The sequence below is a fragment of the Nostoc sp. DSM 114161 genome, assembly GCF_052692665.1.
Map to the genome: position 1 here is coordinate 5,084,301 of NZ_CP195141.1, position 24,463 is coordinate 5,108,763.

The 24,463-nt window shown below is 43.4% G+C and carries 13 protein-coding genes and 3 pseudogenes; 4 read left to right on the forward strand and 12 right to left on the reverse strand.

Annotated elements, in window-relative coordinates; genetic code table 11:
- Positions 1-15 precede the first annotated feature (15 nt).
- Positions 16-3,414 carry a two-partner secretion domain-containing protein gene (locus tag NSTC745_RS21765; RefSeq protein WP_445632805.1) on the forward strand — a complete coding sequence of 1,133 codons (3,399 nt, stop codon included), beginning with the start codon at positions 16-18 and terminating at the stop codon, positions 3,412-3,414.
- 281 nt (positions 3,415-3,695) lie between these two features.
- On the opposite strand, the gene NSTC745_RS21770 is transcribed toward NSTC745_RS21765, so the two are convergent.
- The 10 genes and pseudogenes from NSTC745_RS21770 to nifD all read right to left on the reverse strand — a co-directional run bounded on the left by NSTC745_RS21770 (position 3,696) and on the right by nifD (position 17,180).
- On the reverse strand, positions 3,696-5,984 hold the full coding sequence (locus tag NSTC745_RS21770; protein WP_445632806.1) for an amylo-alpha-1,6-glucosidase: 2,289 nt from the start codon (positions 5,982-5,984) through the stop codon (positions 3,696-3,698).
- A 93-nt stretch (positions 5,985-6,077) separates the two neighbouring features.
- Positions 6,078-6,266 (reverse strand): annotated as a pseudogene (locus tag NSTC745_RS21775) (IS701 family transposase); the annotation flags it as partial.
- A 217-nt stretch (positions 6,267-6,483) separates the two neighbouring features.
- A pseudogene (locus NSTC745_RS21780) lies at positions 6,484-6,603 on the reverse strand (IS701 family transposase); the annotation flags it as partial.
- A 62-nt stretch (positions 6,604-6,665) separates the two neighbouring features.
- Positions 6,666-7,736, reverse strand: coding sequence for a glycosyltransferase family 4 protein (locus NSTC745_RS21785; RefSeq protein WP_445638656.1), 1,071 nt, complete (start codon positions 7,734-7,736; stop codon positions 6,666-6,668).
- Between the two features lie 168 nt (positions 7,737-7,904).
- A complete protein-coding gene (locus tag NSTC745_RS21790) occupies positions 7,905-8,468 on the reverse strand; it encodes a type 1 glutamine amidotransferase domain-containing protein (RefSeq protein WP_445632807.1) in 564 nt (187 codons plus the stop codon).
- A gap of 54 nt (positions 8,469-8,522) precedes the next feature.
- Complete coding sequence (locus NSTC745_RS21795; protein ID WP_445632808.1) at positions 8,523-9,701, reverse strand: zinc-dependent alcohol dehydrogenase; 1,179 nt, start codon at positions 9,699-9,701, stop codon at positions 8,523-8,525.
- 5 nt (positions 9,702-9,706) lie between these two features.
- Positions 9,707-10,228 (reverse strand): annotated as a pseudogene (locus NSTC745_RS21800) (SRPBCC family protein); the annotation flags it as partial.
- Between the two features lie 743 nt (positions 10,229-10,971).
- A complete protein-coding gene (locus tag NSTC745_RS21805; protein ID WP_445632809.1) occupies positions 10,972-13,728 on the reverse strand; it encodes a CHAT domain-containing protein in 2,757 nt (918 codons plus the stop codon).
- Between the two features lie 564 nt (positions 13,729-14,292).
- Positions 14,293-15,177, reverse strand: coding sequence for a pirin family protein (locus tag NSTC745_RS21810; protein ID WP_445632810.1), 885 nt, complete (start codon positions 15,175-15,177; stop codon positions 14,293-14,295).
- Between the two features lie 518 nt (positions 15,178-15,695).
- Positions 15,696-17,180, reverse strand: a complete 1,485-nt coding sequence (gene nifD, locus NSTC745_RS21815) for a nitrogenase molybdenum-iron protein alpha chain (protein ID WP_445632811.1) — start codon at positions 17,178-17,180, stop codon at positions 15,696-15,698.
- 777 nt (positions 17,181-17,957) lie between these two features.
- Here nifD and NSTC745_RS21820 point away from each other — a divergent pair.
- Positions 17,958-18,404, forward strand: a complete 447-nt coding sequence (locus NSTC745_RS21820) for a GNAT family N-acetyltransferase (RefSeq protein WP_445632812.1) — start codon at positions 17,958-17,960, stop codon at positions 18,402-18,404.
- Here the strand turns inward: NSTC745_RS21820 and NSTC745_RS21825 are convergent.
- Complete coding sequence (locus NSTC745_RS21825) at positions 18,401-20,011, reverse strand: PAS domain-containing sensor histidine kinase (RefSeq protein WP_445632813.1); 1,611 nt, start codon at positions 20,009-20,011, stop codon at positions 18,401-18,403. The genes NSTC745_RS21820 and NSTC745_RS21825 overlap by 4 nt on opposite strands.
- Before the next feature lie 170 nt (positions 20,012-20,181).
- The gene (gene glgX / locus NSTC745_RS21830; RefSeq protein ID WP_445632814.1) at positions 20,182-22,308 is read right to left on the reverse strand and encodes a glycogen debranching protein GlgX; all 2,127 of its coding nucleotides are present in this window, start codon (positions 22,306-22,308) and stop codon (positions 20,182-20,184) included.
- 694 nt (positions 22,309-23,002) lie between these two features.
- Between glgX and NSTC745_RS21835 the strand changes: the two genes are divergently transcribed.
- Both NSTC745_RS21835 and NSTC745_RS21840 read left to right on the forward strand, forming a co-directional pair.
- Positions 23,003-23,749 carry a ferritin-like domain-containing protein gene (locus NSTC745_RS21835; RefSeq protein ID WP_445632815.1) on the forward strand — a complete coding sequence of 249 codons (747 nt, stop codon included), beginning with the start codon at positions 23,003-23,005 and terminating at the stop codon, positions 23,747-23,749.
- 39 nt (positions 23,750-23,788) lie between these two features.
- Positions 23,789-23,956, forward strand: a complete 168-nt coding sequence (locus NSTC745_RS21840) for a DUF1392 family protein (RefSeq protein WP_445638657.1) — start codon at positions 23,789-23,791, stop codon at positions 23,954-23,956.
- Positions 23,957-24,463: the final 507 nt, after the last annotated feature.

Genomic DNA, 24,463 nt, shown 5'->3' on the forward strand with positions numbered 1-24,463 from the left:
TTTGAGGGCTGTAGTATGTCGGGGATAACTCCATACTGGCGATGTTGGTTGGCATTAGGAAAATTATTACTGGTAGGAGGAGCGATAATCGCCTCTGGAAATTGTGCCAAGGCTCAGAGCATTACTTTAGATGGCACCCTTGGCCCCGCACAAACATTGACTGGGCCTGATTACGTTATTCCCCAAACAGTCGGTCAAACCGTTGGTAATAATCTCTTTCATAGCTTTGGGCAGTTCAATCTCAATACAAACGAGGCGGCTATTTTTGAAAGTGCTGCCAACATCCAAAACATTTTATCTCGCGTTACGGGTAGTACGCCTTCTTTGATTGACGGGCTAATCCGCACCTCTAGCGGTAGTGTGAATCTTTTTTTAATCAATCCTCAAGGTATCATTTTTGGCCCCAATGCCCAATTAAATATTGGTGGTTCAACTAGAGGTTCCTTTATTGCCACTACTCTCGATGCAATAGTGTTTCCTAACGGTGGACAGTTCAGTGCAACCAATCCCAGAGGCGCTGATAGTTTGCTGAGGATTGTTGGCGATCCTAGTGGCTTTTTGGCTTCACAGCGCCCAGCTGCACCGATCGCTAGTTCGGGTAGCATTTTGAGTGTTTACGAAGGTCAGAGTTTGGCATTGCTGGGTGGAGAAGTAGAGCTAGATGACAGTATTCTATATGCTCAGGGCGGTCAAGTTGAGTTAGGTGGAGTTTCGGGAGAGGGAAGTGTAGAACTTTTGGCGGATGGTAATAAACTGCGTTTAGGATTTCCTGATGGGATAAAGCGAAATGATGTATCAATTGCCAATGGGTCGAGGATTTCAGTTATGGGAAAAGATGGCGGCAGCATTGCCATTAACGCCCAGAATCTAGATATTTCTGAAGGACGCTTGGGTGCTGGAATAGAGTCTGAGCAAGGAACAGCTAGTTCTCAAGCGGGAGATATTACGCTCAATGCTACAGAAGCAATTAGGGTAAGGCAGTCAAGCAGAATTGGCAACTTGGTAAACCCTAATGCTACTGGAAACGGTGGAAACTTGATTTTTACAACTGGGTCACTTTCTGTTACTGATGGTAGCCAACTCCTTGCCCTCACCGGGGGGCAGGGTAATGGTGGCAATGTGATTATCGATGCCCGCGATCGCGTTTCCCTCGATGGCAATAACAGTTATATCTTTAGCAGTGTCGCAGGAACCGGGAGGGGTCAGGCTGGCGACATCCGCATTACTACCGGGTCGCTTTTACTTAGCAATGGCGCTGCTCTGATTGGTGGCACTTTAGGATGGGGCAATTCAGGCAATGTGATTATCGATGCCCGCGATCGCGTTTCCCTTGATGGCAATAACAGTTATATCTTCAGTAGTGTGGAAAAAACTGGTAGGGGACAAGGTGGAGACATCAGCATTACCACTGATTCACTTTCACTTACAGACGCTCAACTTCAGGCAGGCGTCTTAACAGGGGGAGTGGGGGATTCAGGCAGTATCATTATCAATGCCCGCGATGGTATTTCTCTCAATGGCAATAACAGTTATGTCAGCACTAATGTATCAGAAAATGCCACTGGACGAGGTGGTGACATACGTATGAAAACTGGATATTTATTAGTGAATAATGGTACTCAAATTCTTGCTAATACTAACGGACAGGGAGATGCGGGTAATGTAATTATCGATGCCCGCGATCGCGTTTGGTTCGATGGTTCAAGTAGCGATGGCAACTTTGCTACTGCTGCCTCAAGCAATGTAGAAAAAAGAGGTATCGGCAAGGGCGGAGACATTAGTATTACAGCTGCCTCCCTCGCTCTGACCAATGGCGCTCAACTGTTTGCTACTACCGATGGTCAAGGTGATGCAGGCAATATCATTATTGATGCCCGCGATCGCGTCTTTTTCGATGGCAGAAGTACTAATGGCAGCTTTGGCAGCGATGCCTTCAGCGACGTTGGTTTAACTGGCATAGGAAATGGCGGAGACATCCGTATTACCACTGGGTTGCTCTCAGTAACCAATGGCGCTCAACTGCTTGCTATTACGCGAGGACAAGGTAATGCAGGCAATATCATCATCAACGCACGCAATACTATCTCTTTGCAAGGGGTAGGAAACAAGGGATTTTCCAGTTTAATATCTACCGGTAGTGTAAGTGACGCAGGAGTAGGAGGCGAAATCATAGCTACTACGGCCGACTTTCAAGTAGCTGATGGAGCGCTTGTAGATGCTCGTACCGTGAGTTCTAAACCAGGAGGTAACGTCACTATTAATGCTGATAACTTTGAAGCGACTAACGGTGGACAAGTAATTACAAGTACGACTAGCAGCGGACAAGCAGGTAACATTAGCCTCAATGTTACCAACAGCGCCACCCTTTCCGGCAGCGATCGCACTTACACTGATAGACTGACCCGATTTGGAGATAGCCAAGTTGGAGGTAGTATTCTCAATCTAGGCGCTGAAAGTGGACTATTTGCTAGCACCAGTTCCGGATCGCAAGGCAAGGGTGGTGATATTTCTGTCAACACCAGAACATTAAATGTTCGAGATACTGCAAAAATCGCAGTCAATAGCCAAGGAACTGGAGAAGGAGGCAATATTGATATTAAAGCAGACAATATAACCCTAAAGAATCAGGCGATAATTTCGGCAGAAACTCTCAGCAGTCAGGGCGGCAATATTAACTTGGGGCTAAAAGACATCCTACTGCTGCGTCAGGGTAGTCAAATTTCTACAAATGCAGGCACAGCACAGCAGGGTGGAAACGGTGGTAACATCACTATCAATGCCCCGTCGGGCTTCATTGCCGCCGCTAGCAATGAAAATAGCGACATCACCGCTAATGCCTTTAGTGGCAGTGGCGGTCAAGTCACAATTAACACCACTAATATTTTTGGAATCGCGCCGCTAACTCGCCAAGAACTTGAAAGATTGCGTCCAAATGATTTAGATCCACGTCAATTAATAACAAGCGACATTACGGCAATTTCCCAGACCAGTCCTAATTTAAGCGGTACTATAACTATCAACACCCTGAATATCGAGCCTAATCGCGGGTTGGTTAACTTACCAGCCGCACCACTTGACAACCAAGTATCCCAAGTCTGTCAACCACGTTCAGCACAAAATCAAAGCAGTTTCATCATCACCGGACGTGGCGGCTTACCTCCAAACCCTAGAACCGAACCCCTCAGCAGTGACGCTGTTGAAGTAGATTGGGTAACTCTGAAACCGATGGATGAAAACCGTGCTAATACAAATGTTTCGACTCAGACAATTAGCCCAACACCAGCGCCTATTGTGGAAGCACAAGGGTGGATGAGAAATGTTAAAGGTGAGGTGGTACTCACGGCTGATGCGTCCACCGCCACACCTCGCAATTCTTGGCAGATACCAACTCAGTGCAGTTCAATCAACAATTAAATAGGAACGCCTCTCTGGGACTAGGTATTGGGTTAGTGCGAAGTCTGACAAAATTTGGCAGTAAGCAGAGCAAATTCCATAATTTTAGGACTTACGCATTGACAGAAAGTTGATACTATGCAGTCAAGCCCAACTTCTGTGTTAGGTGTTCTACAATAAAGCGAAGGAAACAAAAGAGGGATGACATTGAAAGTTACCAATTTTCAACAGAAATCTACTTATACAGCTATTCATCACGCAGCGATCGCCAAACTTTTCGGTCTACTGACAGTGCTTCAACATTAAGCCTCAATTACTACCCGGAGGTTGCCCCGTTTTTTCGCTACCCGACAGGCAGTAGTGCCACCAGAACGTTCAAATTCTAAATCGAGAACGGTAGTACCGACTTGTAAATTGTGCAATGACAGCTTATTGATTGACTCTGGCAAAGCGGGGTCAATAATTCTCAGGCAGTTGTTTGGCGCATCTGGCACTAAATTGACAATCATTTGTATTAAGTAAAAAATACTGCCAGTAGCCCAAGCTTGGGGTGTACAAGCAACGGGATATTGTACAGGAGAGCGATGGCCGTTACGCTCGTAGCCGCAAAATAGTTCTGGGGGACGTTGGTAAGGTTGCTGGCTTGTCATGTCAAACAAACCTTGAAAAATTTCTAAAGCTTGGTCGATTAAACCGAGCGATCGCAATCCGATCGCAATTAAAGAATTATCATGAGGCCAAACTGAGCCGATGTGATACCCCATTGGATTATAAGCTGGGGACAAACTACTTAAAGTCCGAATCCCCCAACCGTTAAACATATCTCGGGCCCGTAAACGTTCTGCTACGTTATAAGCTTTCTCTGGTTTAAAAATACCTAAAAGTAAGCAATGACCAGGGTTAGATGTGATACTATCCACTTTTTTACCTGCCCCATCCAAAGCCAAGGCACAGAAATCTTGGTCTTCCATCCAAAAATCTTTGTTAAACCGCTCCTTGAGGCTTTTGGCTTCATCTTGCCAGCGTTCGGCTAAATCAAGGCGCTTCTTTATCCTGGCAATTTCTGCCAAACGGACTTTAGCAGCGTAGACGTAAGCTTGTACTTCACACAAAGCTATAGGGCCAGTGGCTAAGTCTCCCTTGCGGTCTACGATACAATCGCCAGAATCTTTCCAACCTTGGTTATCTAGACCACCTTTAGACCTGCGGTGATAGGTAAGATAGCCTGTAGGCTGCATATTCCGGTCTATCCACTCCATCGCCGCTAAGGCATTAGGCCATAGCTGTTCTAGTGTTTCCTGGTCATGCGTCCAAGAATAGTATTCAGAATACAACATCAACCATAGAGGTGTGGCATCCATCGTACCATAGTAGGGGGTGTGAGGAATTTCTTGACATCGTGCCATTTCTCCCAAGCGCAACTCGTGGAGAATCTTTCCTGGTTCCTCCTCGCGCCACTCATCATCTTGCTTACCTTGATAAGCAGCCAACAACATTAAGGTTTCTTTGGCTATTTCCGGGTTCAGCATCAGAGTTTGGGAAGCGGTGATGAGAGAATCTCGCCCAAACAGTGCGGAAAACCAAGGTACACCAGCAGAAACCGTTTTATATTTGTCAAAAGACTGGCGTAACAGATACATATCCTGTTCAGCACGTTCAATCACCTGATTGAAGTTACTTTTATCAGCGCGGATATTGGTAATTTTTTGTACCCAGTTTTGTTCCTCCAGCATCTCAGAGGCTTTGGCTTGGACTAAAGTTACAGCCGCACTTACATTAGAGCTAGAGTTGTTATTAGTAAACATATTTACCCGATAGGCTAACTTTCGGGTGGCGTGGGTAGGTAATTCTATGTGCCAAATCGCAGTGTAGCCTTTGAAATAGTCCGGCTGGCGATTCTGGAATTGGATACGCGATTCCATGATTAAGCCATCTAAACCTTGATAAGCCAAGGTTAAGGATTCTTCCTTATGAGTGAGATGAGGTAAATGTACAGATGCAGCATCACCATGAAAGCTGCCTCCGTCCTCAGAGGTTGCTTCTACTAGGCGTAAAAGTCTACCCCGTTTGTCTCTGCCGTAACCCCGGACTTCAAATAAATCCACAAAATCAGCATCAAAGCTAATACTGAGTTCAACAGTAACGGTAGTTGTGCTATAATTTGCTACCTCAATTTCTTCAAACAAAGCCCCATTAAGTACCAACTCCCGGCGAATACCTACACTATCAGCCTTGATCCGGTCATCAATTCTGGGATTGGTACACAAAACCGACAGGGCAAAACCTTTCTCCGCACTACTACTGAGAAGCACAGGCGATCGCCCATCAATTTGTAACTCTAAACGGTTAAGAAATCGGGTATCACCGCAAAATAACCCCATGCTAGGGTTCCCATCATTCAGGGAACAGCCGGAGATATTTCCCATCGTGTCTGTGACTAAAAATAAATCATCATCCTTTACCGTCAGAGTTGGTTGTGGTCTTTCACTTACCACACAAGGCCACTCAGGAATCGGTAATTCCTCGGCGGGGATAAAAGTTTTACCATCCAATAAAATTTTTTCCGGGGTAGTCGGTGTATCCGGTGTCATCAGCCAAAATTCCGTATATTAGGTCTAAATTTTTGCGATCTTATTCAAGGAGTTAGAAAGATTTAGGACTTATGCATTGACAGAAAGTTGATACTATGTGGTTAAGCCTAACTTCTGTGTTAGGTGTTCTAGAATAAAATCACGAGCTACTTGAACAGATAAATTCCTTTGGATTTCATACCAATTTTTAATTAACTCTTCGGAGCGCATTAATTCTAGTTGTGTAAAAGCTCGAATTGCATTAAAGAAATGAGTTTTAATTGCCTCAGTTGTTCTTACCCTTACGGGTGACGCTCCTCTCTTACAAAGTTCTGATGGTCGGAAACCTCCGATCAGACTTTGCGCTACGTCGCTAACGCTGCGAAGATCGCCAGTTGCTACCCTTCTCCTGACGGAGACGCTGCGCGTAGCTTGCTTCCACGGAGTGGTACGGGTTCCGCTTTAGCGGTACAAGTCTCTTAAGCGCAAGGGCGCACTGGCTCACCATAAACTTCCCAATAATACCACATACTTGTTTAAAGCTGGAGTGGTAACACTCAATCCCCCAATGTCTTGAATGCAGTTCCCTAAATTCTGTTCTAGTAATTGAGACAAGTGCGTCTTTTTCAGGAGTATACATGCTGCATTTCCTGTTGTCTCCATAGTTCTACTCGTTGTGTAAGCAACGACTCTATCTTATTACTATGTCCAGGTTTCGGGGTACATCATACTAAGGTCTTCGGTTGTACGACTAGCAAGCTTGCTGTAGACACCTTCATAGCCATCTGTCATCTGCTTAATCGTGAAGTTTCTCAGCACATGCTCTCGGCAGGCGTAACGGTTTAGCTCAGGCACTCTATCAATGGCAGAGAGACAGTCTTGGACTGAGCGACACAAGAATCCTGTCTTACCGTGAACAATCACTTCAGAGGTGGAACCCAAATTCATAGCAATCACAGGTGTACCTGTTACCATCGACTCAATCATCACCAGTCCAAAGGGTTCACGCCAGGTAATCGGGAATAGAGTCGCAACTGCTCTTCCCATCAGGAGGCTCTTTTGGGCATGGTTAGCTTCTCCCAGGTATTCAATCTGCGTTCCATCAATGTGAGGTTTGATCCGTTGCACGAAATAATCCACATCAACTACATCGACTTTACCTGCTATCTTTAAGTGCCAGCCCGAACGTTTAGCAATTTCGATCGCTAAATGCACCCCCTTCTCAGGTGACATTCGACCCAGAAATGCAAGATAGGGAGACGACTCTGCCTGCGGGTAAAACTTGTAAGTCATTGGATCGATGCCGTTGTAGACAGTGGCAACGTAATTGAGTCCCACTCTTGGTTCTCGCTGCGCGTTGGAAATGCTGACAAACGGCTGAGAGCGAGCATACTTGAACACCTTTTCATTATCTGGTGTCAAGATGCCATGCAGCGTATGAATGGTCGGTGTCTCCACCAATCTGGCGTAGGGTAGGGCAGGGTAGCCAACGTGAGAGTGAATGACATCAAACTTGTGCGCCTGTTCGTACACTCGCATTAGCTGTAGTGTTTCGTAAACGCTTGGTTCCTTAACGGTAGGGTCTAACCTCAATGCCTGTGAGTGAACAGATTCTATCTTGGCAAAACTACTCGAATCACCCGATGCAAACAGAGTCACTTCATGACCACGACGAATGAGTTCTTCAGCCAAGAGACTAACCACCAACTCAACTCCTCCATAAGCAGGAGGCGGTACTTGTTCCCACAATGGAGCAACTTGAGCGATTCGCATAATGCTCTCCTTAGGATGTATACAACTAGACCTAGTAGTCCACCAAGCAAACTTTGCATGGTGGCAAGCACCTTGGGCTAGGGAAGCTCTTGAGGCAGAGGGAGAAAAGACATTCTGTACTCCCCCTGCTTGTTCCATACCTGTCCTCCTGATTAACGCTCCGAGTCCTCACACTATCTGCCGTACCTGCCCTGCATGGCTGAACAACTCGATCGTTTCCCGGTTGAAGGCTGGGATGTCGTCTGGCTTGCGGCTCGACACGAGGTTGCTATCAACTACAACTTCCCGATCTACCCACTGGGCACCTGCGTTCTGGAGATCGGTCTTGAGCGACGGCCACGAGGCGATCCGCCGTCCGCGCACCACATCTGCCTCGATCAGAGTCCAAGGCCCGTGGCAGATTACCGCTACCGGCTTGTCGGTATCGAAGAAGGACTTTATAAACTCGATCGCCTTAGCGTTAGTCCGAAGTTGATCTGGATTGGCAACACCGCCGGGAAGCAGGAGGGCATCATAGTCGGCTGGATTTACTCGATCGAGGGGGACATCTACCGGGAAAAAATCCCCTTTGTCAAAATGGTTCCAGCCCTGAACGCGATCGCTCTTAGGTGAAATGATGTAGGTTTGAGCACCTGCTGACTCAAGGGCAAGCTTTGGTTGAGTCATTTCAACTTGCTCAAAGCCATCTGTAACCAGAATGGCAACTTTCTTATTTGTGAGCTCTTGTGTCATCTCTACCTCCTAAACTGTTGGCTAGACTTGGTTTTTTCGTGTTCTTGTGGGGTTTTAAGCAGCCTGACCTGGCTTGAGCACGATCTTGATACAGTTGTCCTTCTTGTGCTTGAAAATTTCGTAGCCGTGCGGTGCTTTTTCTAGCGGCAGACGATGGGTGATTACAAAAGATGGGTCGATATCGCCATTTTGGACGCGCTCGAGTAACGGGCGCAAGTACCTATGAACGTGCGTTTGTCCTGTTTTAAATGTTAAGGCTTTGTTCATGGCAGCACCCATCGGTATCTTGTCTACAAAGCCGCCGTAAACACCAGGAATCGAAACAGTGCCACCTTTGCGGCAGGCAACAATCACTTGCCTTAGGGCAGTGGGTCGGTCGGTTTCCATACGCACCGCTTGCTTTACCTGGTCGTAAAACGCATCAGGACCCGTACCGTGGGCTTCCATTCCCACAGCATCCATACAAGCATCTGGACCGCGCCCACCCGTCATTTCTTTCAATGCTTCACCCACCTCGACTTCCTCATAGTTAAGGACTTCTGCCTTGCCGTCTTTCGCCATCTGTAAGCGTTCGGGTACTCGATCGATCGCAATGACGCGCTCGGCACCTAGCATATATGCACTTCTAATGGCAAACTGTCCGACTGGACCGCAGCCCCAGATCGCTACAGTATCTCCTGGCTGGATATCGCAGTTTTCCGCTGCCATATAGCCAGTGGGGAAGATATCCGTCAGAAACAGGACTTGTTCGTCTGTTAGTCCATCAGGAATCTTGAATAAACCGACATCGGCAAAGGGAACGCGGGCATATTCAGCTTGACCTCCAGCATAGCCGCCCATCATATGGGAGTAGCCGAAAAGACCAGATGGAGAATGACCCATCAGTTTTTCCGGTATCCAGCCGTTGGGGTTGGAGTTATCGCACAGCGACCACAAATCTTTTTGACAAAAGAAACAGGAGCCGCAGGAAATGGTAAAGGGGACGACAACGCGATCGCCTATTTTGACATTCTTGACGGCACTGCCTAGCTCGACGACCTCCCCCATAAATTCATGACCCAGGATGTCGCCCTTTTCCATCGTGGGGATGTAACCGTCATAAAGATGTAAATCAGAACCGCAAATCGCCGTTGACGTGATTTTAACAATCGCATCACGCGGATTGATGATTTTTGGATCGGGTACTGTATCAACTCGTACATCGTTAGCACCGTGCCAGCAAACTGCTTTCATAATCTTTAACCTCCCTTTGGTTGACCTTCTGTTGTTGCAATCTCGCCTGTTTCCATCAGCATTTTGAAGCGGCGTAAATCATCTCCAATCTGCTGTTCTGGTTCTTCGCCGAAGAGTTTGGCAAACACAGATGCAATCGCACCACCAGGCGGGTTATATTCCGTGACGACCTTTACCTCTGTACCGCGATTGGCGGGTGCTGGCTGGAAGCGGACAGAACCAGAGTTATCAACATCTGCACCTTCAACCGAAGCCCAAGCAATCAATTCGTTTTCCCGATCTTCAATGATGTCTGCATCCCATTCAATACTTCCACCTAACGCCCCACTGGTCGTCCAATGCGTTCGCTTATTATTGTGTACTTTTACGTCTTTGAGATGCTTCATAAAGCGCGGCAAGTTCCCAAAGTTATGCCAAAAGCGGTAGAGTTCCTCTGCTGGTTTGTTAATCGTTACCGTCTTTTCAACTTTAATTGGTTGGCTCATGTCTATTGTTTCCCGTGCTTGCTGTATGGTGCTTTGTTTATCGCAGTTTGGACAAATTTGTTTTCCAAACCCTAAGAGGTTGTTTGAAAAGTAGTTGGGTGTGATTTTAGGTACTTGTCGATCCCCCCTAACCCCCCTTTTTAAGGGGGGAACAAGAATCAAAGTCCCTCTTTTTAAGAGGAGCCACTGCGATCTTGGGGGTTTCCCCCAAGATCGCAGTGGCGTGGATTTAGGGAGAGCTAGAACGTTTTGCTACCGACAAAAGGACTTTTCAAACATCCTCTAATACCAGGAGCGGAGAACAGTGTAGGATAAAAGCTTATTAGCGAAAGGCATGTAGAAGTCTCTTGAAAAAATTTACCCTTCGTATCAGCCTTCTAGACTACTAAAAAAATTAACTAGTACAAATCAATACCTGAACCTTAAAGCTTTCAACTAAACCTAACCTCCAACTAAAGAATGAGATTGGTGTTAAGTTAGTTAGCTCTCGCTTGTATCTTGGCGTAATGCTAGGGAAACTGTCACCTATTGCAATCTAGACATTCAAACATAACTAGACAAGTGTTTCACTCAAGGATTTTTAGATGCTTAACTCTGTCGAGAATGTCTTCTTATAGGCAAAGTATACTGGGAGTAGGCTCCCCAGCATGAGGCTTTGACCTATGCTAATTCATCCCGCTTCACTTCCCTTTAAGGGAATGCACATAGTCCATTTCCTGTCAATGCGTAAGTCCTAAATTTTTCCTTTGAAAACCCAGTCCCCAATTTCTAATCCCCAGTCCCTTTTACAGCCAGTTCCCCAATAAAACATAAGGTGCCCATGAATATGGACTGTTGTCTTTAGCAAAAACACTTAGTTGGGCACGCTGGAGCGCTTCGGCTTTATTCACCCCAGCTTTTAACTGTCGGTAGAATTCACTCATCACATCGGCGGTAGAGCGATCGTCTATTGACCATAATGTTGCTAATGTACTACGTGCCCCCGCCCGCACAGCTATACCAGCCAGTCCTAAAGCGGCTCGTTTGTCTCCTTCAGCAGTTTTACAGGCGCTGAGGACAAGTAATTCAATGCTGCTAGATTTGTTTTTGTCGTTAACTCGCAATAAATTTTCAAATTCCTTGACCTTAACGAGTTTATCCCAGGTGAGAATAAAGGTTTTTTCCGGATCGGAACTAAATTCACCGTGAGTTGCTAGATGAACCACATTGAAGGGAGTTGTTTGTAACTCGTTTTGCAGCTTAGGTTCGGTAAACTTTTGATTTAACAGTTCTTCACTCTTGGGTATCTCAGATTGAATTTCTTCTAATTCCCGCGGTACGTTTTTGAGGGCGGGAAATTCTCTACCTTCAACTGGACGTTTTTCGCTGACTCCAGCAGTTAAAGCCTTTAACTCTAACTTTTGCAAAGGTTTGGGATCGAGGAGCTGCAAACCAGGCGTTAGGGCGATCGCATATTTTTCTAGCAGATATTTCTCTTGCTGTTTGTCGTACAAAACTGCCATCGGAACATTCCGCAGCTCGCCATCTAATACAAATACTAAGGTTTCGATCGCACTTTTGGCTAACTCTGTTTGGGTAGGTCGAATTAACCAGTCATATATCTGTTGAGACTGCTGCTGCACTTGAAAAGTCCCACTGACATCTAGTAAATTTTTTCTCAGCTGTGTTACAGTTGCTTCGACTTTTTCTTTGGTGATTACAGTCTTATAGTGGCGCAAGTCTTGATTAGGCAACTTAAGGATAACATCTAGGCGGTCTGGCAAAATAATTGGATAGATAACTGCTGCTCGTTGGTCTTTTTTGTCAACCACTGGGTCGATTTCCTGCATAGGACTTAAACAAGCTGACCGAAAGAAGTTATCCAGTTCTGCTAATTGCAGAGATTCAATTACATCACGAGCTTGTTTGAGGTTGTCTCGATCGATACCTTCTTTGGGCGATTCCAAGAGCAATTCAACTAACTCTCGATACACTGGTTCGACATTTTCCCGGAAGGAAAACTGAACGTCTGGATTGATGGCGACTAAATCGCCACGCAGAGATTGAAGAGTTTTATACGCGACATTATAGGATGCGATCGCTCTTTCAATATCTCCTTTCTTTTTTAGTATGCGTCCTAGCTGCCATTGCCATTGATAAGCAATGTCCGATGCATTAATACTTTGCGCTATAAATAAAGCTTTCTCGGTGAGGTCTTGAGCATCAGAGAACTGCCCGGTTTTTTCATATAACTCGCCAAGACTACCTTGAGCATAAGATTCTGCTCGTAGGTCTTGTAGGCTTTGCGCCTGCTCGATAGCGGCGGACAATTGCTGGGCAATGTTCAGCCATGAGGGGGTATCTATGCTAATTTTTTCTTTTAATTTTGTCAGACTTTGGGCAAATTTAATCCGAATATATACTGAGGTGCGGCTAGGAGTTAAGTTGCTAATTTCCGATTGAATTTGCGACGACAACGCCAATGCATCTTTATTTGCGTTTTGATCCAAAAGTAAACTAAGTAAATTGAGGTGAGCCTGGATGCGGGTGATGGAGGAAACAGATACAGTAGCAGCCTGCTGGTAGTATTGTAGAGCCGCTTGAATGTCTTGCTGGGCAAGGGCTGTGTTGCCTAAACTCAGTTGAGCTTCAGCGATCGCTTTTGGAGATTGCACTCGCTTTGCCACTGCTAAACTTTTCCCCAATACCAGGCGCGATACGTTTAAATCGCCGACAACTCGGCGGACATTCCCAAGACTACGCAGTCCTGTAGCTACCAGAAGTGAATTTGGAAGGGTTGTAAGGGTTTGCTGTACTTCGTTTAAAATCTTGTTAGCTTGGAGGTAAAGTCCTAAAGCTTGCAAGGCTTGTGCATAGTTAATCTGGTTACGAGTTAATCTAGCCTTGTCGCCTATCTCCTGATAAATATCAGCGGCTTTTTGCCAAGTCGTTAAGGCCGCTTGTGGTTGCCCTTGTGCCAGTTGTAACTGCCCTTGCACATCTAGTGCTTGTGCAAGAATTTGCGCTCGATCGCCAAAAATGCCCGTATTTTCGCTTAACTGTAATAATTTTAAACTTTGCGCGATAGCCTCCTCAGCTTCAGCCCATAAACCAAGTTGCTGATAAGCTAAACAGAGATTACTCAGCGCGATCGCTTCTCTTAATCCATCCCTAGAGGCTCTAAACGCAGTAGCAGCCTGTTGCAAAACTTCGATCGCTTCAGTAAATTGCCCAGTGTCGTACAATGCTTTTCCCCGTTCCACTAAGCTTTTCGTCTGGGATACTTGGCTTTTAAAAGGAAATAGGGAGTTGGGAGTAGGGGAGCCAAGGTCATGCAAAGATAAAGGAGTTTGAGACAACTGATGTAGAAAAAAATGGCTAATCGGGGATTGAGCATTCACCAGTTCCCTGTTTTCGCCATTTCCTTGTTTTTCCCACTGCACTGGCTCGATGGAATTTTGTATGGCAGAGTAGACAACAGGAGGTTTTGCCAAAACAAAGGATAAAGCTATGCATAAAAACGCACTGAATAGCGTTAATAGAAAATAATTTAGACATCTCATACATAATAAATCTTAGAGTAATGGTAAATATGTAGCGAAACTTGATAATTACTAACTTAAATTATTCGTTTTTAGCTGTTAAAACTTTTAATTATATTTAATTATTAAATCTTAAACTTATCATAGGTGAAGAGCATAACAAAAATGTTTTCTGACACAATCATCCAGCTAGCAATTTCGTCATTGAATTGAGAATTAAACTTAAAGCCGAGTTGACCAAAGAACTCGATTGATTGGTTGAGGTTTTTGACTGGCAGATTGACGAAAATCGGAAATGGGAACCTTCGCCAGTGAGAAGAATATCATTAAAAAACGCAGTTTGCGGATTATAACGCAATACGCTTAGTGTTAAGGAACGTAGCAAGATCCCGCAGGGTAACCCAACGTTCTTGGCGATTTGTTGGGTAATGCATTGCCTCAACCCATCCTACTTTCGCGCTTAACACCAAGGGTATTGCCTTATAGCGCAATACCCTTGGTGTTAAGCTTTTTCTCCCCCCCTGCCTCCCCTGCCTCCCCTGCCTCCCTTAACAGATAAATTTCCTTAACACCAAGCGTATTGAGCTATAAGGGGTTAGCCTCTGTCAACACTTCTGGCAGTGGAGCCAACTCTATTTCATCTGGCACAGTAGGAAAACGGCCCTCACGCCAATCGGCTTTTGCTTGCTCTATTCGCTCCCGTCGGCTAGAAACAAAATTCCACCATTTGTAGCGTGTACCCAATGGTTCGCCACCAATCACAATACACCTAGCACTAACAGCAGCACAAAGCTCGATCTCATTACCTGGCTCTAGGATGGCAAGGCTATATGGCTCAAGCAATCGATCGCTGATGCTCAATCCTTCTGTAACACTGTATACTGCTATTTCTGAGTAACCAGTAGGAATAGTGAAGTGAGTATTGGCAGATAACACCACATCTAAATAGAGGATGGGTGAAAAAACTTTCACAGGTGAGGTGTAACCATAAGCTTCTCCAGCAATGAGTTTGATGGTAACGCCATTCTCTTCCCAGCTAGGAAGGGTTTGAGCGGGATAGTGAATAAACCAAGGATCGGTTTCTTCGCGTTCAACAGGCAAAGCAATCCAAGTTTGAATACCATGAATCATGGCTTCGTTATGACGTTCGCTGTCGGGGGAGCGTTCTGAATGTACAATCCCTTTGCCTGCTGTCATCCAGTTGACTGCACCTGGCTGAATTTCCTGTACGATACCTAAACTATCGCGGTGCATTATAGCACCATCAAATAGATAAGTGAGCGTTGCCAGATTGATATGAGGATGTGGTCTGACATCAAGTCCTTTGTTAGGCGGTAAAACGGAGGGCCCAATATGATCGAAAAAAATAAACGGCCCGACCATTTGGCGATCGGGATATGGCAAACTGCGGCGGACAGAAAAACCACCTAAATCTTTGACTACTGGTTCAATCAGTTGAACAATGGACATAAATGATGGGATAGGGAATAACTGCGATCGCTGGAATTATTATAAGTAAATATCCTGAAAGAAAAGTTTTAACAGGCATAACTCCTGTAATTACCACGAGCGCTACGTATAGTAATTTCTTGGTACAGGCGCGTACAAATATAAAGAAAATATTAAGCAAATACCCAGATGAAGATGGGTAGAAATTGGGTAGTTACCCGCTATTTTTTTGCAAACCATTGAGCGATGATTATCTGTATAGAAAGCGCTGCCCAAGATTTTAGGGTGGCATTTAATAAACCGCGTATAAAAAACAAAGCCCTGGGTTTTCTCAGGGCTTTTTAAATGAAAAACTCAATTTTGGGTAGAAAAAGTAGCCTAGCGCGATCGCATTGCTCCACTCATACAAGGCTTAAGTTGACCAAAAAAAGACAGAGGGCAGGAGGCAGGAGGAAAGAATTTGCGATCGCCAGCGATGAAAATAGTCATCGCCTAACAATAAATCTCACGCTCTGTTGTTCTATGCTTGTTTTTATTTCCTAAGTTCCTTGATTCCAAGGAGTACGAATCAATTGCCAAGAAGGATTATTTAAAGCCATATCCATATCCCGCGCGAAAATAGCAAAACCATCGTAGCTATGGTACGGCCCGGAGTAATCCCAAGAATGCATCTGACGAAAAGGTAAACCCATTTTTTGAAAAACGTATTTCTCTTTAACCCCAGAAGCTACTAAATCGGGTTTGAGTGCTTTAATTAATTTCTCGAATTCGTAAGAAGTTACATCATCATAAATGATAGTACCGTTTTCAATATAGTCAATGGTACGTTTGTAGTCGTCATGATGAGCAAACTCATAACCTGTAGCCACAATCTTTATCCCCAAATCTTTGAATGCAGGAATTACGTGGCGAGGGCGTAGTCCGCCGACCATCAGCGCCACAGTTTTGTTTTCCAAACGCGGTCGATACTTACTAATAATTGCATCTATTGTTGGTTGATACTTAGCAATTACCTTCTGAGCATTTTCTTGAATCTTAGAGTCAAATCTAGCAGCAATTTGTTGTAAGGAATTAGCAATCTCGGTAGGGCCAAAAAAATTGAATTCCAACCAAGGAATGCCATAAGCTTCTTCCATATGACGAGTAATGTAATTCATTGAGCGATAACAATGAATTAAATTTAATTTCACTTGAGGTGTGAGCATCATCTCATTGAGAGTACCATCACCCGACCATTGAGCAACTACACGCAAGCCAATTTCTTCCAAGAGGATGCGGCTAGACCAAGTATCACCACCAATGTTATAGTCACCGATGATTGCAACATCATAAGGGCCGGGTTGATAGCTGAGAAGTTTTCCTTGTTTTTTGGTGCGCTCAGCATAGGGAAATAACCAATCACGAACGGTATCATTCGCAATGTGGTGACCTAGAGACTGAGAAACACCACGAAAGCCTTCACAACGTACAGGAATAATCGGCTTGCTAATCTCTTTACTAGACTTCTTAGCTACAGCTTCAATGTCATCTCCAATCAAACCAATAGGACATTCAGATTGAATGGTAATACCTCGATTAAGTGGGAAAAGTTCTTCGATTTCTTTGATGATTTTGGTAAGCTTTTTATCACCTCCGAATACGATATCTCGTTCCTGAAAGTCAGAAGTGAAATCCATAGTTCCAAAAGAATCAATCCCAGTAGTACCAATATAGTAGTTCCGACGGCCAGACCAAGACCAGTAACCACAACCCACAGGCCCATGACTAATGTGAATCATGTCTTTGATTGGGCCCCAGACTACACCCTTAGCACCAGCGTAAGAACAACCGCGAGCAGTCATACTACCCGGAACTGATTTCACATTTGACTGAACGCCACAGTCTGACTTGCCTTGTTTATAAACATTAAGTTGCCGATCTCGCTTTTGGCGAGATTTATCAGGATAAGCTTTCAAAACTTCCCCAATTAGTTGTTTTCTCTGTTCTAGAATGTCAGTTTGATGTTCATTGAACTGCTTAGACATTTCTCTATCTCCAACGTATCTTGATTGGTAATTAGCGCTCGATAAAACTGATGCCTCAAAGGCAAATCAAAGCTCTGTGTCAGAAAAGCATTGCCAGCAAAAAGTTCGGGAGCAAAATAGTTCTTTCTTCTCTCCCTTGGCTACTATTATTGTGTGTGTTTATTCCTTACCTATCCAAAAAGAATAAGGCGAAGAGGTAATAAACAAATAAGAAGACTAATTTAACATTGACTAACGGATTTACAAATTATCTAGTCCTTGCAAGCAGGAGTTTATTGTTCCAAGTAATAGATAAACTCTCTATTTCTTGAACTCAGGCTAAATAAGATAAAATTAAGCCAAATAGCTTATGACAAAGGTAGAACGCGATTCAAATAGTATCAAGAAAGCACTAAGCAACTTGATACAATTAATGCCTGTTCAAACAGAAGAATATATCTGAAACGGTATGAAGCAGGCTGATGCAGAGAATTTATTGAATCTAAAACTATCCTTAAGGTGGATGCATACTTTGACATTATCATGGCAAGAAACGTCTTGGCAAGCTTAAGGAAAAAATTAACTTTACCAGGCTCAAGCTTGTCTAAATTTTACAGTTGTTTTTTCCTGAACTCCTGAACGCTAATTTGTCAGCCCGAAAGCAAGCCATACATGAAATTAGCTTCTGTATCAGAGAAAAGTAAAAACCTCTATTAATTCCCACAAATTGCTGTTGGCTTTGAGGATTTGAAAGCCTTATGCTCATGAAGGTTAACACATTTGCTCCAACTCTTCGTTATGGTCACAGTCTCAATTGCAACAGTTACAGATATACCAGCGCTGATCCCACTTCTGAATTCATTGTTCTCCCAAGAAGCAGAGTTCCTACCAGATGTAAATAAACAAACTGCGGGTTTGCAGGCAATTATTACGCAGCCTCATGTTGGAGCTATTTTAGTTGCACGGGAACAAGAAAAACTCGTAGGAATGGCGAACATTTTATTTACAATTAGCACAGCCCAAGGAGGATTAGTTGCCATTTTAGAAGACATGGTAGTAGATATTAATTATCGAGGTGCTGGCATTGGTTCAGAACTCATTACTAAAGCAATAGAATTTTGTCGCAGTAAAGATGTATCTCGGATTACTCTTTTGACAGACGCTGATAATTATTCGGCAATTCATTTCTATGAATTGCATGGGTTTGCTAAATCACCTATGATTCCTCTGCGGCGCTTCATTTAATCAACTTTAGTTGCGGATTTAATTTGTTGCATGGGAATCTCAATTATGAATTTAGCTCCTGCTCCTGGAGATGAGATACAGCTTAAGCGTCCTTGATGTTTTTCTGTGATAATTTGATAACTAATTGACATTCCTAAACCTGTTCCCTTGCCTACTGGTTTAGTTGTAAAAAAAGGATCGAATAGACGCTTTTGAACTTCTGGCGACATTCCTATGCCATTGTCAGCAATCTCTATGGCAATCCAATCACAGTTGAGTACAAGAGTACGGATTGAAATTTGTGGTTTTTTGCACTCATTAATTACAGGCCAATTTTCTAAAGCATCGATCGCATTAGCGAGAATGTTCATCAAAACCTGGTTAAGTTGACCCGCATAACATTCTACTAAAGGCACTTGACCGTACTCTTTAATAATTTCAATTGATGGATGATTGGATTTGACTTTGAAGCGGTTTTGCAAAATCAATAGCGTACTTTCAATACCACTGTGGATATCTACGGTTTTCATTTCTGATTCATCTAGTCGTGAGAAGTTCCGCAAGGATAGTACAATATCACTAATGCGTTCGCTTCCCGTTTTCATCGAATCGAGCAATTTTTTGAGGTCTTCAGTAATAAATTCTAAGTCGTTTACTGTTATGGATGATTGAATTACTGGTGTAGGGTCTGGATATTCTTTTTGGTAAAGTTGCAGCAGTTCTAGTAATTGTTGAATATATTCTTTAGCATGAATAATATTACCATGAATGAAGTTAACAGGGTTGTTAATTTCATGAGCCACTCCAGCCACTAGTTGTCCTAAAGAAGACATCTTCTCAGTTTGAATTAATTGCGCTTGCGTCTTTTTTAATTGTGTTAGTGCTTCAGTGAGTTGTTGATTTTTTTGGGTTAATTCTTTCTCTCGCTGTCGTAAAGCTACCTCTGCTTTTTTGACAGCAGTGATATCTAAACCCATTTCCACAACCATTGGTTCACCGTTCATATTGGTGAACGGATAATCATAAATCTGATAGACATTACCTGTTTTACTATCAACCCATTCCCAAAGTTGCGGAGCATTACTATCAAAAACGCGAAATGTGGGACACACTGGACAAGGTTGTTTTAACCCAGCGATCGCCTCATAACAACGTTTTCCTGTCGGGTCTCCAAATATCTCTTGGAAACGTTGGTTATAAAACCCTACACCGTAATTATTGGGTTGCAGATAAAGAAAAGCGGGTAGCTGATTCAGTAGGTTATAAAGGCTTTGGCGTTCGGTTTCAAGTGCTTGTATTTGCCGCACTCGCTGGTTAATGTCTTTCCCGATTGCATAGATGAGTCCCTGTTGGTTAGTTGACAGACTCCAAGACAGCCACCGATAACTACCATCTTTGTGAAGATAACGGTTATCCCAGTGTAAATTTTGCAGTGGTTCGGTTAGTAGCCGATCGATCGCAATATCCTCAGGATGTACGAATTCTAACCAAGGATGCCCGATTAAGTTTTCTCGTTTCCATCCTAATACTTGTTCCCACGCTGGATTCACTTCCTGGTAACAACCATCGGCAGCGATGATACAGAATAGGTCAGTTGAAAGGTAGAAAAAATCTTCTTTATTAAACACAGTAATCTTGTCATCGAAAATACTGTCTTAAAATTAACTAAGTATATACACTAGTTACAATGTCAAGATTACTGAAGAATTATAAATGCAGTCAAAAGTAAACTCAAGGCGATCGCACAGAGTAAAGCTTAGCTTCTACCGTTAGCCTAAATCCTAACTTTTTTGTGTTGTTACATTAGACGGCGTAAGACTACAATTGAGCGCTCTGTAACTGGTAGAGTTTGCTCGCCGATAATAAACTTTCCTGGTTTGATAAAGCGAGGTTCGTCAGTGTTAATCACCATTTCCCATTCTCTATCCTTGAAAACATTCGGTAAGGTAAACTCAATCATCTCGTAGTGAGCGTTAAAAAATAGCAGAAAACTTTCATCAATAATACGTTCGCCACGGGGGCCTGGAGTGACAATCCCCTCACCATTCAAGAAGATTTGCATTACTTTGGCATAACTAACTAGCCACTGCTTTTCGGTCATCTCAGTGCCATCGGCATTGAACCAACCGATATCACTGATGCCAAAACCGTGAATGGGCCTACCTTGAAACCATTTACGCCGTCTAAATACTGGATGCTGGTGACGGAAATTGATCAGTTCGCGAGTAAAGTCTAAAAGTTCCGCATTTGACTTTTGTAAATCCCAGTCACGCCAGGAAAGTTCATTGTCGTGGCAGTATACATTATTGTTGCCCTTCTGAGTACAGCCAATTTCATCACCTCCTAGCAACATAGGAATACCCTGAGACAGCATGAGAGTTGCTAAAAAGTTTCGTTGCTGGCGCGATCGCAACTTTATCACCTCTAAGTCATCAGTTTCACCTTCGACACCGCAATTCCAAGATCTGTTGTGGCTTTCTCCATCTCGGTTATCTTCTTTGTTAGCCTCGTTATGCTTTTGGTTGTAACTGACCAAATCGTTGAGGGTAAAGCCATCATGAGCAGTGATAAAATTAATACTTGCGTGGGGATTGCGGCCGTTTGTTTGATACAGATCCGGACTGCCAGTAAAACAGTAAGCAAATTGTCCGAGACTATCATCTTCACCACGCCAAAAATCTCGCACAGTATCGCGATATCTGCCATTCCATTCAGACCAGCGTAAGGGAAAATTACCTACTTGATAGCCTCCCTCTCCCAAGTCCCAAGGTTCAGCAATTAGCTTGACATCTGCTAATACTGGGTCTTGATGAATAATATCAAAGAAAGCTGCGAGATTATCAACCTCATATAGTTCTCGTGCTAACGCTGAAGCCAAATCAAAGCGAAAGCCATCAACATGCATTTCTGTTACCCAATAGCGTAGGCTATCCATGATTAATTTCAGAACTTGGGCATGGCTGACGTTAAGAGAATTACCGCAGCCTGTAAAATCCATGTAGTAGCGGGGATCGTCCTTGACTAAGCGGTAGTAGACGCTATTGTCAATGCCTCGTAGTGATAGTGTGGGGCCTAAATGATTGCCTTCACCAGTATGGTTGTAGACTACATCTAAAATCACCTCAATTCCAGCATGGTGCAAATCTTTGACCATCTGCTTAAACTCAGTTACTTGTTGCCCTAGAGTTCCACTAGCACTATAACCAGAGTGGGGCGTGAAATAATTGATGGAATCGTAACCCCAATAGTTTTTCAGTCCTTTATCTACTAAAAATCCCGGACGAGATAAAAACTGATGTACTGGCATCAACTCTACAGCTGTAATTCCTAGTTGTTGGAGATATTGAATTGCAGCAGGATGCGCCAGTCCAGCATAAGTACCGCGTAATTCTTCTGGAATTTCTGGGTGTAGTTTAGTAAAACCTTTAACGTGAGTTTCGTAAATAATGGTTTCGTGCCACGGCCTACTAAGTAGTTTGTCATCTCCCCAGTCAAAGGATTCATCGATCACAATACACTTCGGCATTATTTGGGCACTATCTAAATCGGAAAAAGCTAGGTCTTGTTCCGGAGCATCTAAACAATAGCCAAAGATAGCCGAGGTATCATTAATTTCATCATCAATTGCTTTGGCATAGGGATCGATTAGTAATTTATTAGGGTTAAAACGATGACCCACCTCTGGCGCCCAAGGGCCGTGTACTCTAAACCCATAACGTTGTCCTGGCCCAACTCCTGGTAGATAAGCGTGCCAAACAAAATTGTTTTTTTCTGTCAGAGGTAAGCGGATCTCATCACCATCGGCATCAAATAAACAAAGTTCTACACCTGTTGCATTCTCTGAAAACAAAGCAAAGTTTGTGCCTTTTCCATCCCAAGTAGCACCTAAAGGATATACATTACCCGGCCATACAGTTACATACATAAGTAAAGTTCCAATAAGTATTTTTTGTTGGTAATCACAAACTCTAACGTGTCAAAAGTAACTAGTTTCAGTAAATACATTTAAAGATGAAGTTAAAAATAAGCACTTAAAAGCTTCCTATCTAAAGAATTGATAATTTATTTAACAAGTCATTAATTTAAAGCTTTTAAGTTTAGAAATTTAACTCGCGATAACAGGCTCTGACATCCACCATAATGACTAAAACCAACTCACTCGTTGTATAGATTTACTTAAAATATCTTTTGTGCAACTCTCATACTGACTAATCTTTGTATTTCAGGCAATCTCAGGTGTTTGAGGAGGGATATCCGGCATTTTCTGTTTCAATGCCTAATAGGAGTAAGTGAAATTTCAATCATCACGATCTGCCGCCAGGGTGCGATCGCCAAGTATTATGCTACATACTTTTGTAGCATTTATAATTCGGGGCGATCGGACAGTTTTGATTGATACTTGCGCTCGAATGTTTCGCCGTTTGTATCTACCGATCTGCCAACCCAAAAATGCAGTTGTGAGGGCTGGGGAAAGGGTAAGGGATTTAAAACCTTTCCCCTTTAAAGAGCCAAGTCACGAAAGCGAACTACTAGATAGGGTTACGCTGAATAGTTTTTCTAATCCCCAATCTTCCATGCCCAATGTTTACTATAAGAAAAAAGGTTAGCGGGAATCTCTCATGAATTTATTGACTTACGTGATGCATCTAGTAGGTTCTGGTGCTTTTGCCTACTACTCTGCTGCTCAGATCCGTGACTCTAAAACTCGCCCTAATATCCTTGCTGGGTTTCAGCTAGCGGAATCTGGTTCTGTGCCTTTTTTGACAGCATTAAGCGATCGCGCCGCAGCAGAGGGCGATACATGGTTAGCCGAAAAACTCAAAAAACACGCATCAGATGAAACTAGGCACGGTCAAATTTTCGCTCGCGGTTTAAAGCAACTCAATAAACAAGTTATAGATTTTAAGAGTCAACCTCAAACCACATCAAAAGATAAATCACAACAGCAGCGTAGTCCATTTTTTGCAGCCTTCTTTGAAGGTTACACCTCAGAACAACTAAAACCTGCTGTTATTGACTGGAATGTTTTTATGGGTAGCACTTACATTCTGGAGTTAGATGCTAGCAAAGACTTTGCAAGGATGGCGAATGCATTACCCGATGATGAACCTGTTTCTCGCAACTTAAAACTGGGAATTTTGAGTGTCGCCAAAGATGAAACTACTCATGCTGCTTATCTTTATGAAGCAATGACACGGCGAATGTCTCTTACCCAAGTACAAAAACTTATAGATGAGTGGCGTACTCGCAAAGTCAACGCGACTTTTGCATTTGCTAGTAATCTGTTACAAGGCAAAACACCAAATCGTTCTCTAGTACAAGATAGTATGCCTTCACAAAAAGATTCTGAACTGATTTTAACGTGAGTTCAACGGTTTATTTGGTGTCCATTTAGCTAGACATACCTGTGCAAAGCCGAGCCGACACATCGTATTGTTCAAGGGATTTTTAGCCTCACAAGCAATTGGCTTTACGGGGTGGAGTGGTGTCCCCCGATTGTGGGAGAAACGCCATTGACTCAAAGTCGGCCGATCTGGCTTGCTGATGTTGATTTAGTAAAAGCGCAGGTATAAGTATTGTTATGGGAGCATAACAACAACAAAGGTATTTGCTCCCAAGCGATCGCTCTGAAGATGAAGCTGCTGGACGTAGTGCTGGGGTACGGTTTCAATGGGCAACAGATTAGACCTCTTGCAAAAGTTACTTTTGCAAGAGGCGGGAAAAGGGGAAAGGTTAAAGGGGAAAGGTTTTTTTATTCCTTTTCCCTACTTCTGCAAGAAGTCTATTGAATTGAACAACATCAGGTAGCAATCATCTCTTAATATCCAAATTAATCTCGTTTAATAATTTTTTAACCGCTATTTTTTGTATTGTCGATCGCACTTAAAGTTAATCTAAATTCTTTTCTAAGTAAAATGAAAATTAACTATTTGCGTTGAGGTTTTCATCTAAGACATATTATTAACTAAAAAAGTGGAAGCTTTAGCGATCGCTAGTTAGATTGCCAATAGATAACCACCTGATAAATACGTTTTATAACAGTTAAAATTCATTTTTTGCTGATGAATTGCTAAAGCTGA

Excerpts from the sequence above, each read along its gene's own strand:
- NSTC745_RS21765 (WP_445632805.1), top strand. The coding sequence starts at position 16 with ATGTCGGGGATAACTCCATACTGGCGATGTTGGTTGGCATTAGGAAAA.
- NSTC745_RS21770 (WP_445632806.1), bottom strand. The coding sequence starts at position 5,984 with ATGACACCGGATACACCGACTACCCCGGAAAAAATTTTATTGGATGGT.
- NSTC745_RS21785 (WP_445638656.1), bottom strand. The coding sequence starts at position 7,736 with ATGCGAATCGCTCAAGTTGCTCCATTGTGGGAACAAGTACCGCCTCCT.
- NSTC745_RS21790 (WP_445632807.1), bottom strand. The coding sequence starts at position 8,468 with ATGACACAAGAGCTCACAAATAAGAAAGTTGCCATTCTGGTTACAGAT.
- NSTC745_RS21795 (WP_445632808.1), bottom strand. The coding sequence starts at position 9,701 with ATGAAAGCAGTTTGCTGGCACGGTGCTAACGATGTACGAGTTGATACA.
- NSTC745_RS21805 (WP_445632809.1), bottom strand. The coding sequence starts at position 13,728 with ATGAGATGTCTAAATTATTTTCTATTAACGCTATTCAGTGCGTTTTTA.
- NSTC745_RS21810 (WP_445632810.1), bottom strand. The coding sequence starts at position 15,177 with ATGTCCATTGTTCAACTGATTGAACCAGTAGTCAAAGATTTAGGTGGT.
- nifD (WP_445632811.1), bottom strand. The coding sequence starts at position 17,180 with ATGTCTAAGCAGTTCAATGAACATCAAACTGACATTCTAGAACAGAGA.
- NSTC745_RS21820 (WP_445632812.1), top strand. The coding sequence starts at position 17,958 with ATGGTCACAGTCTCAATTGCAACAGTTACAGATATACCAGCGCTGATC.
- glgX (WP_445632814.1), bottom strand. The coding sequence starts at position 22,308 with ATGTATGTAACTGTATGGCCGGGTAATGTATATCCTTTAGGTGCTACT.
- NSTC745_RS21835 (WP_445632815.1), top strand. The coding sequence starts at position 23,003 with ATGAATTTATTGACTTACGTGATGCATCTAGTAGGTTCTGGTGCTTTT.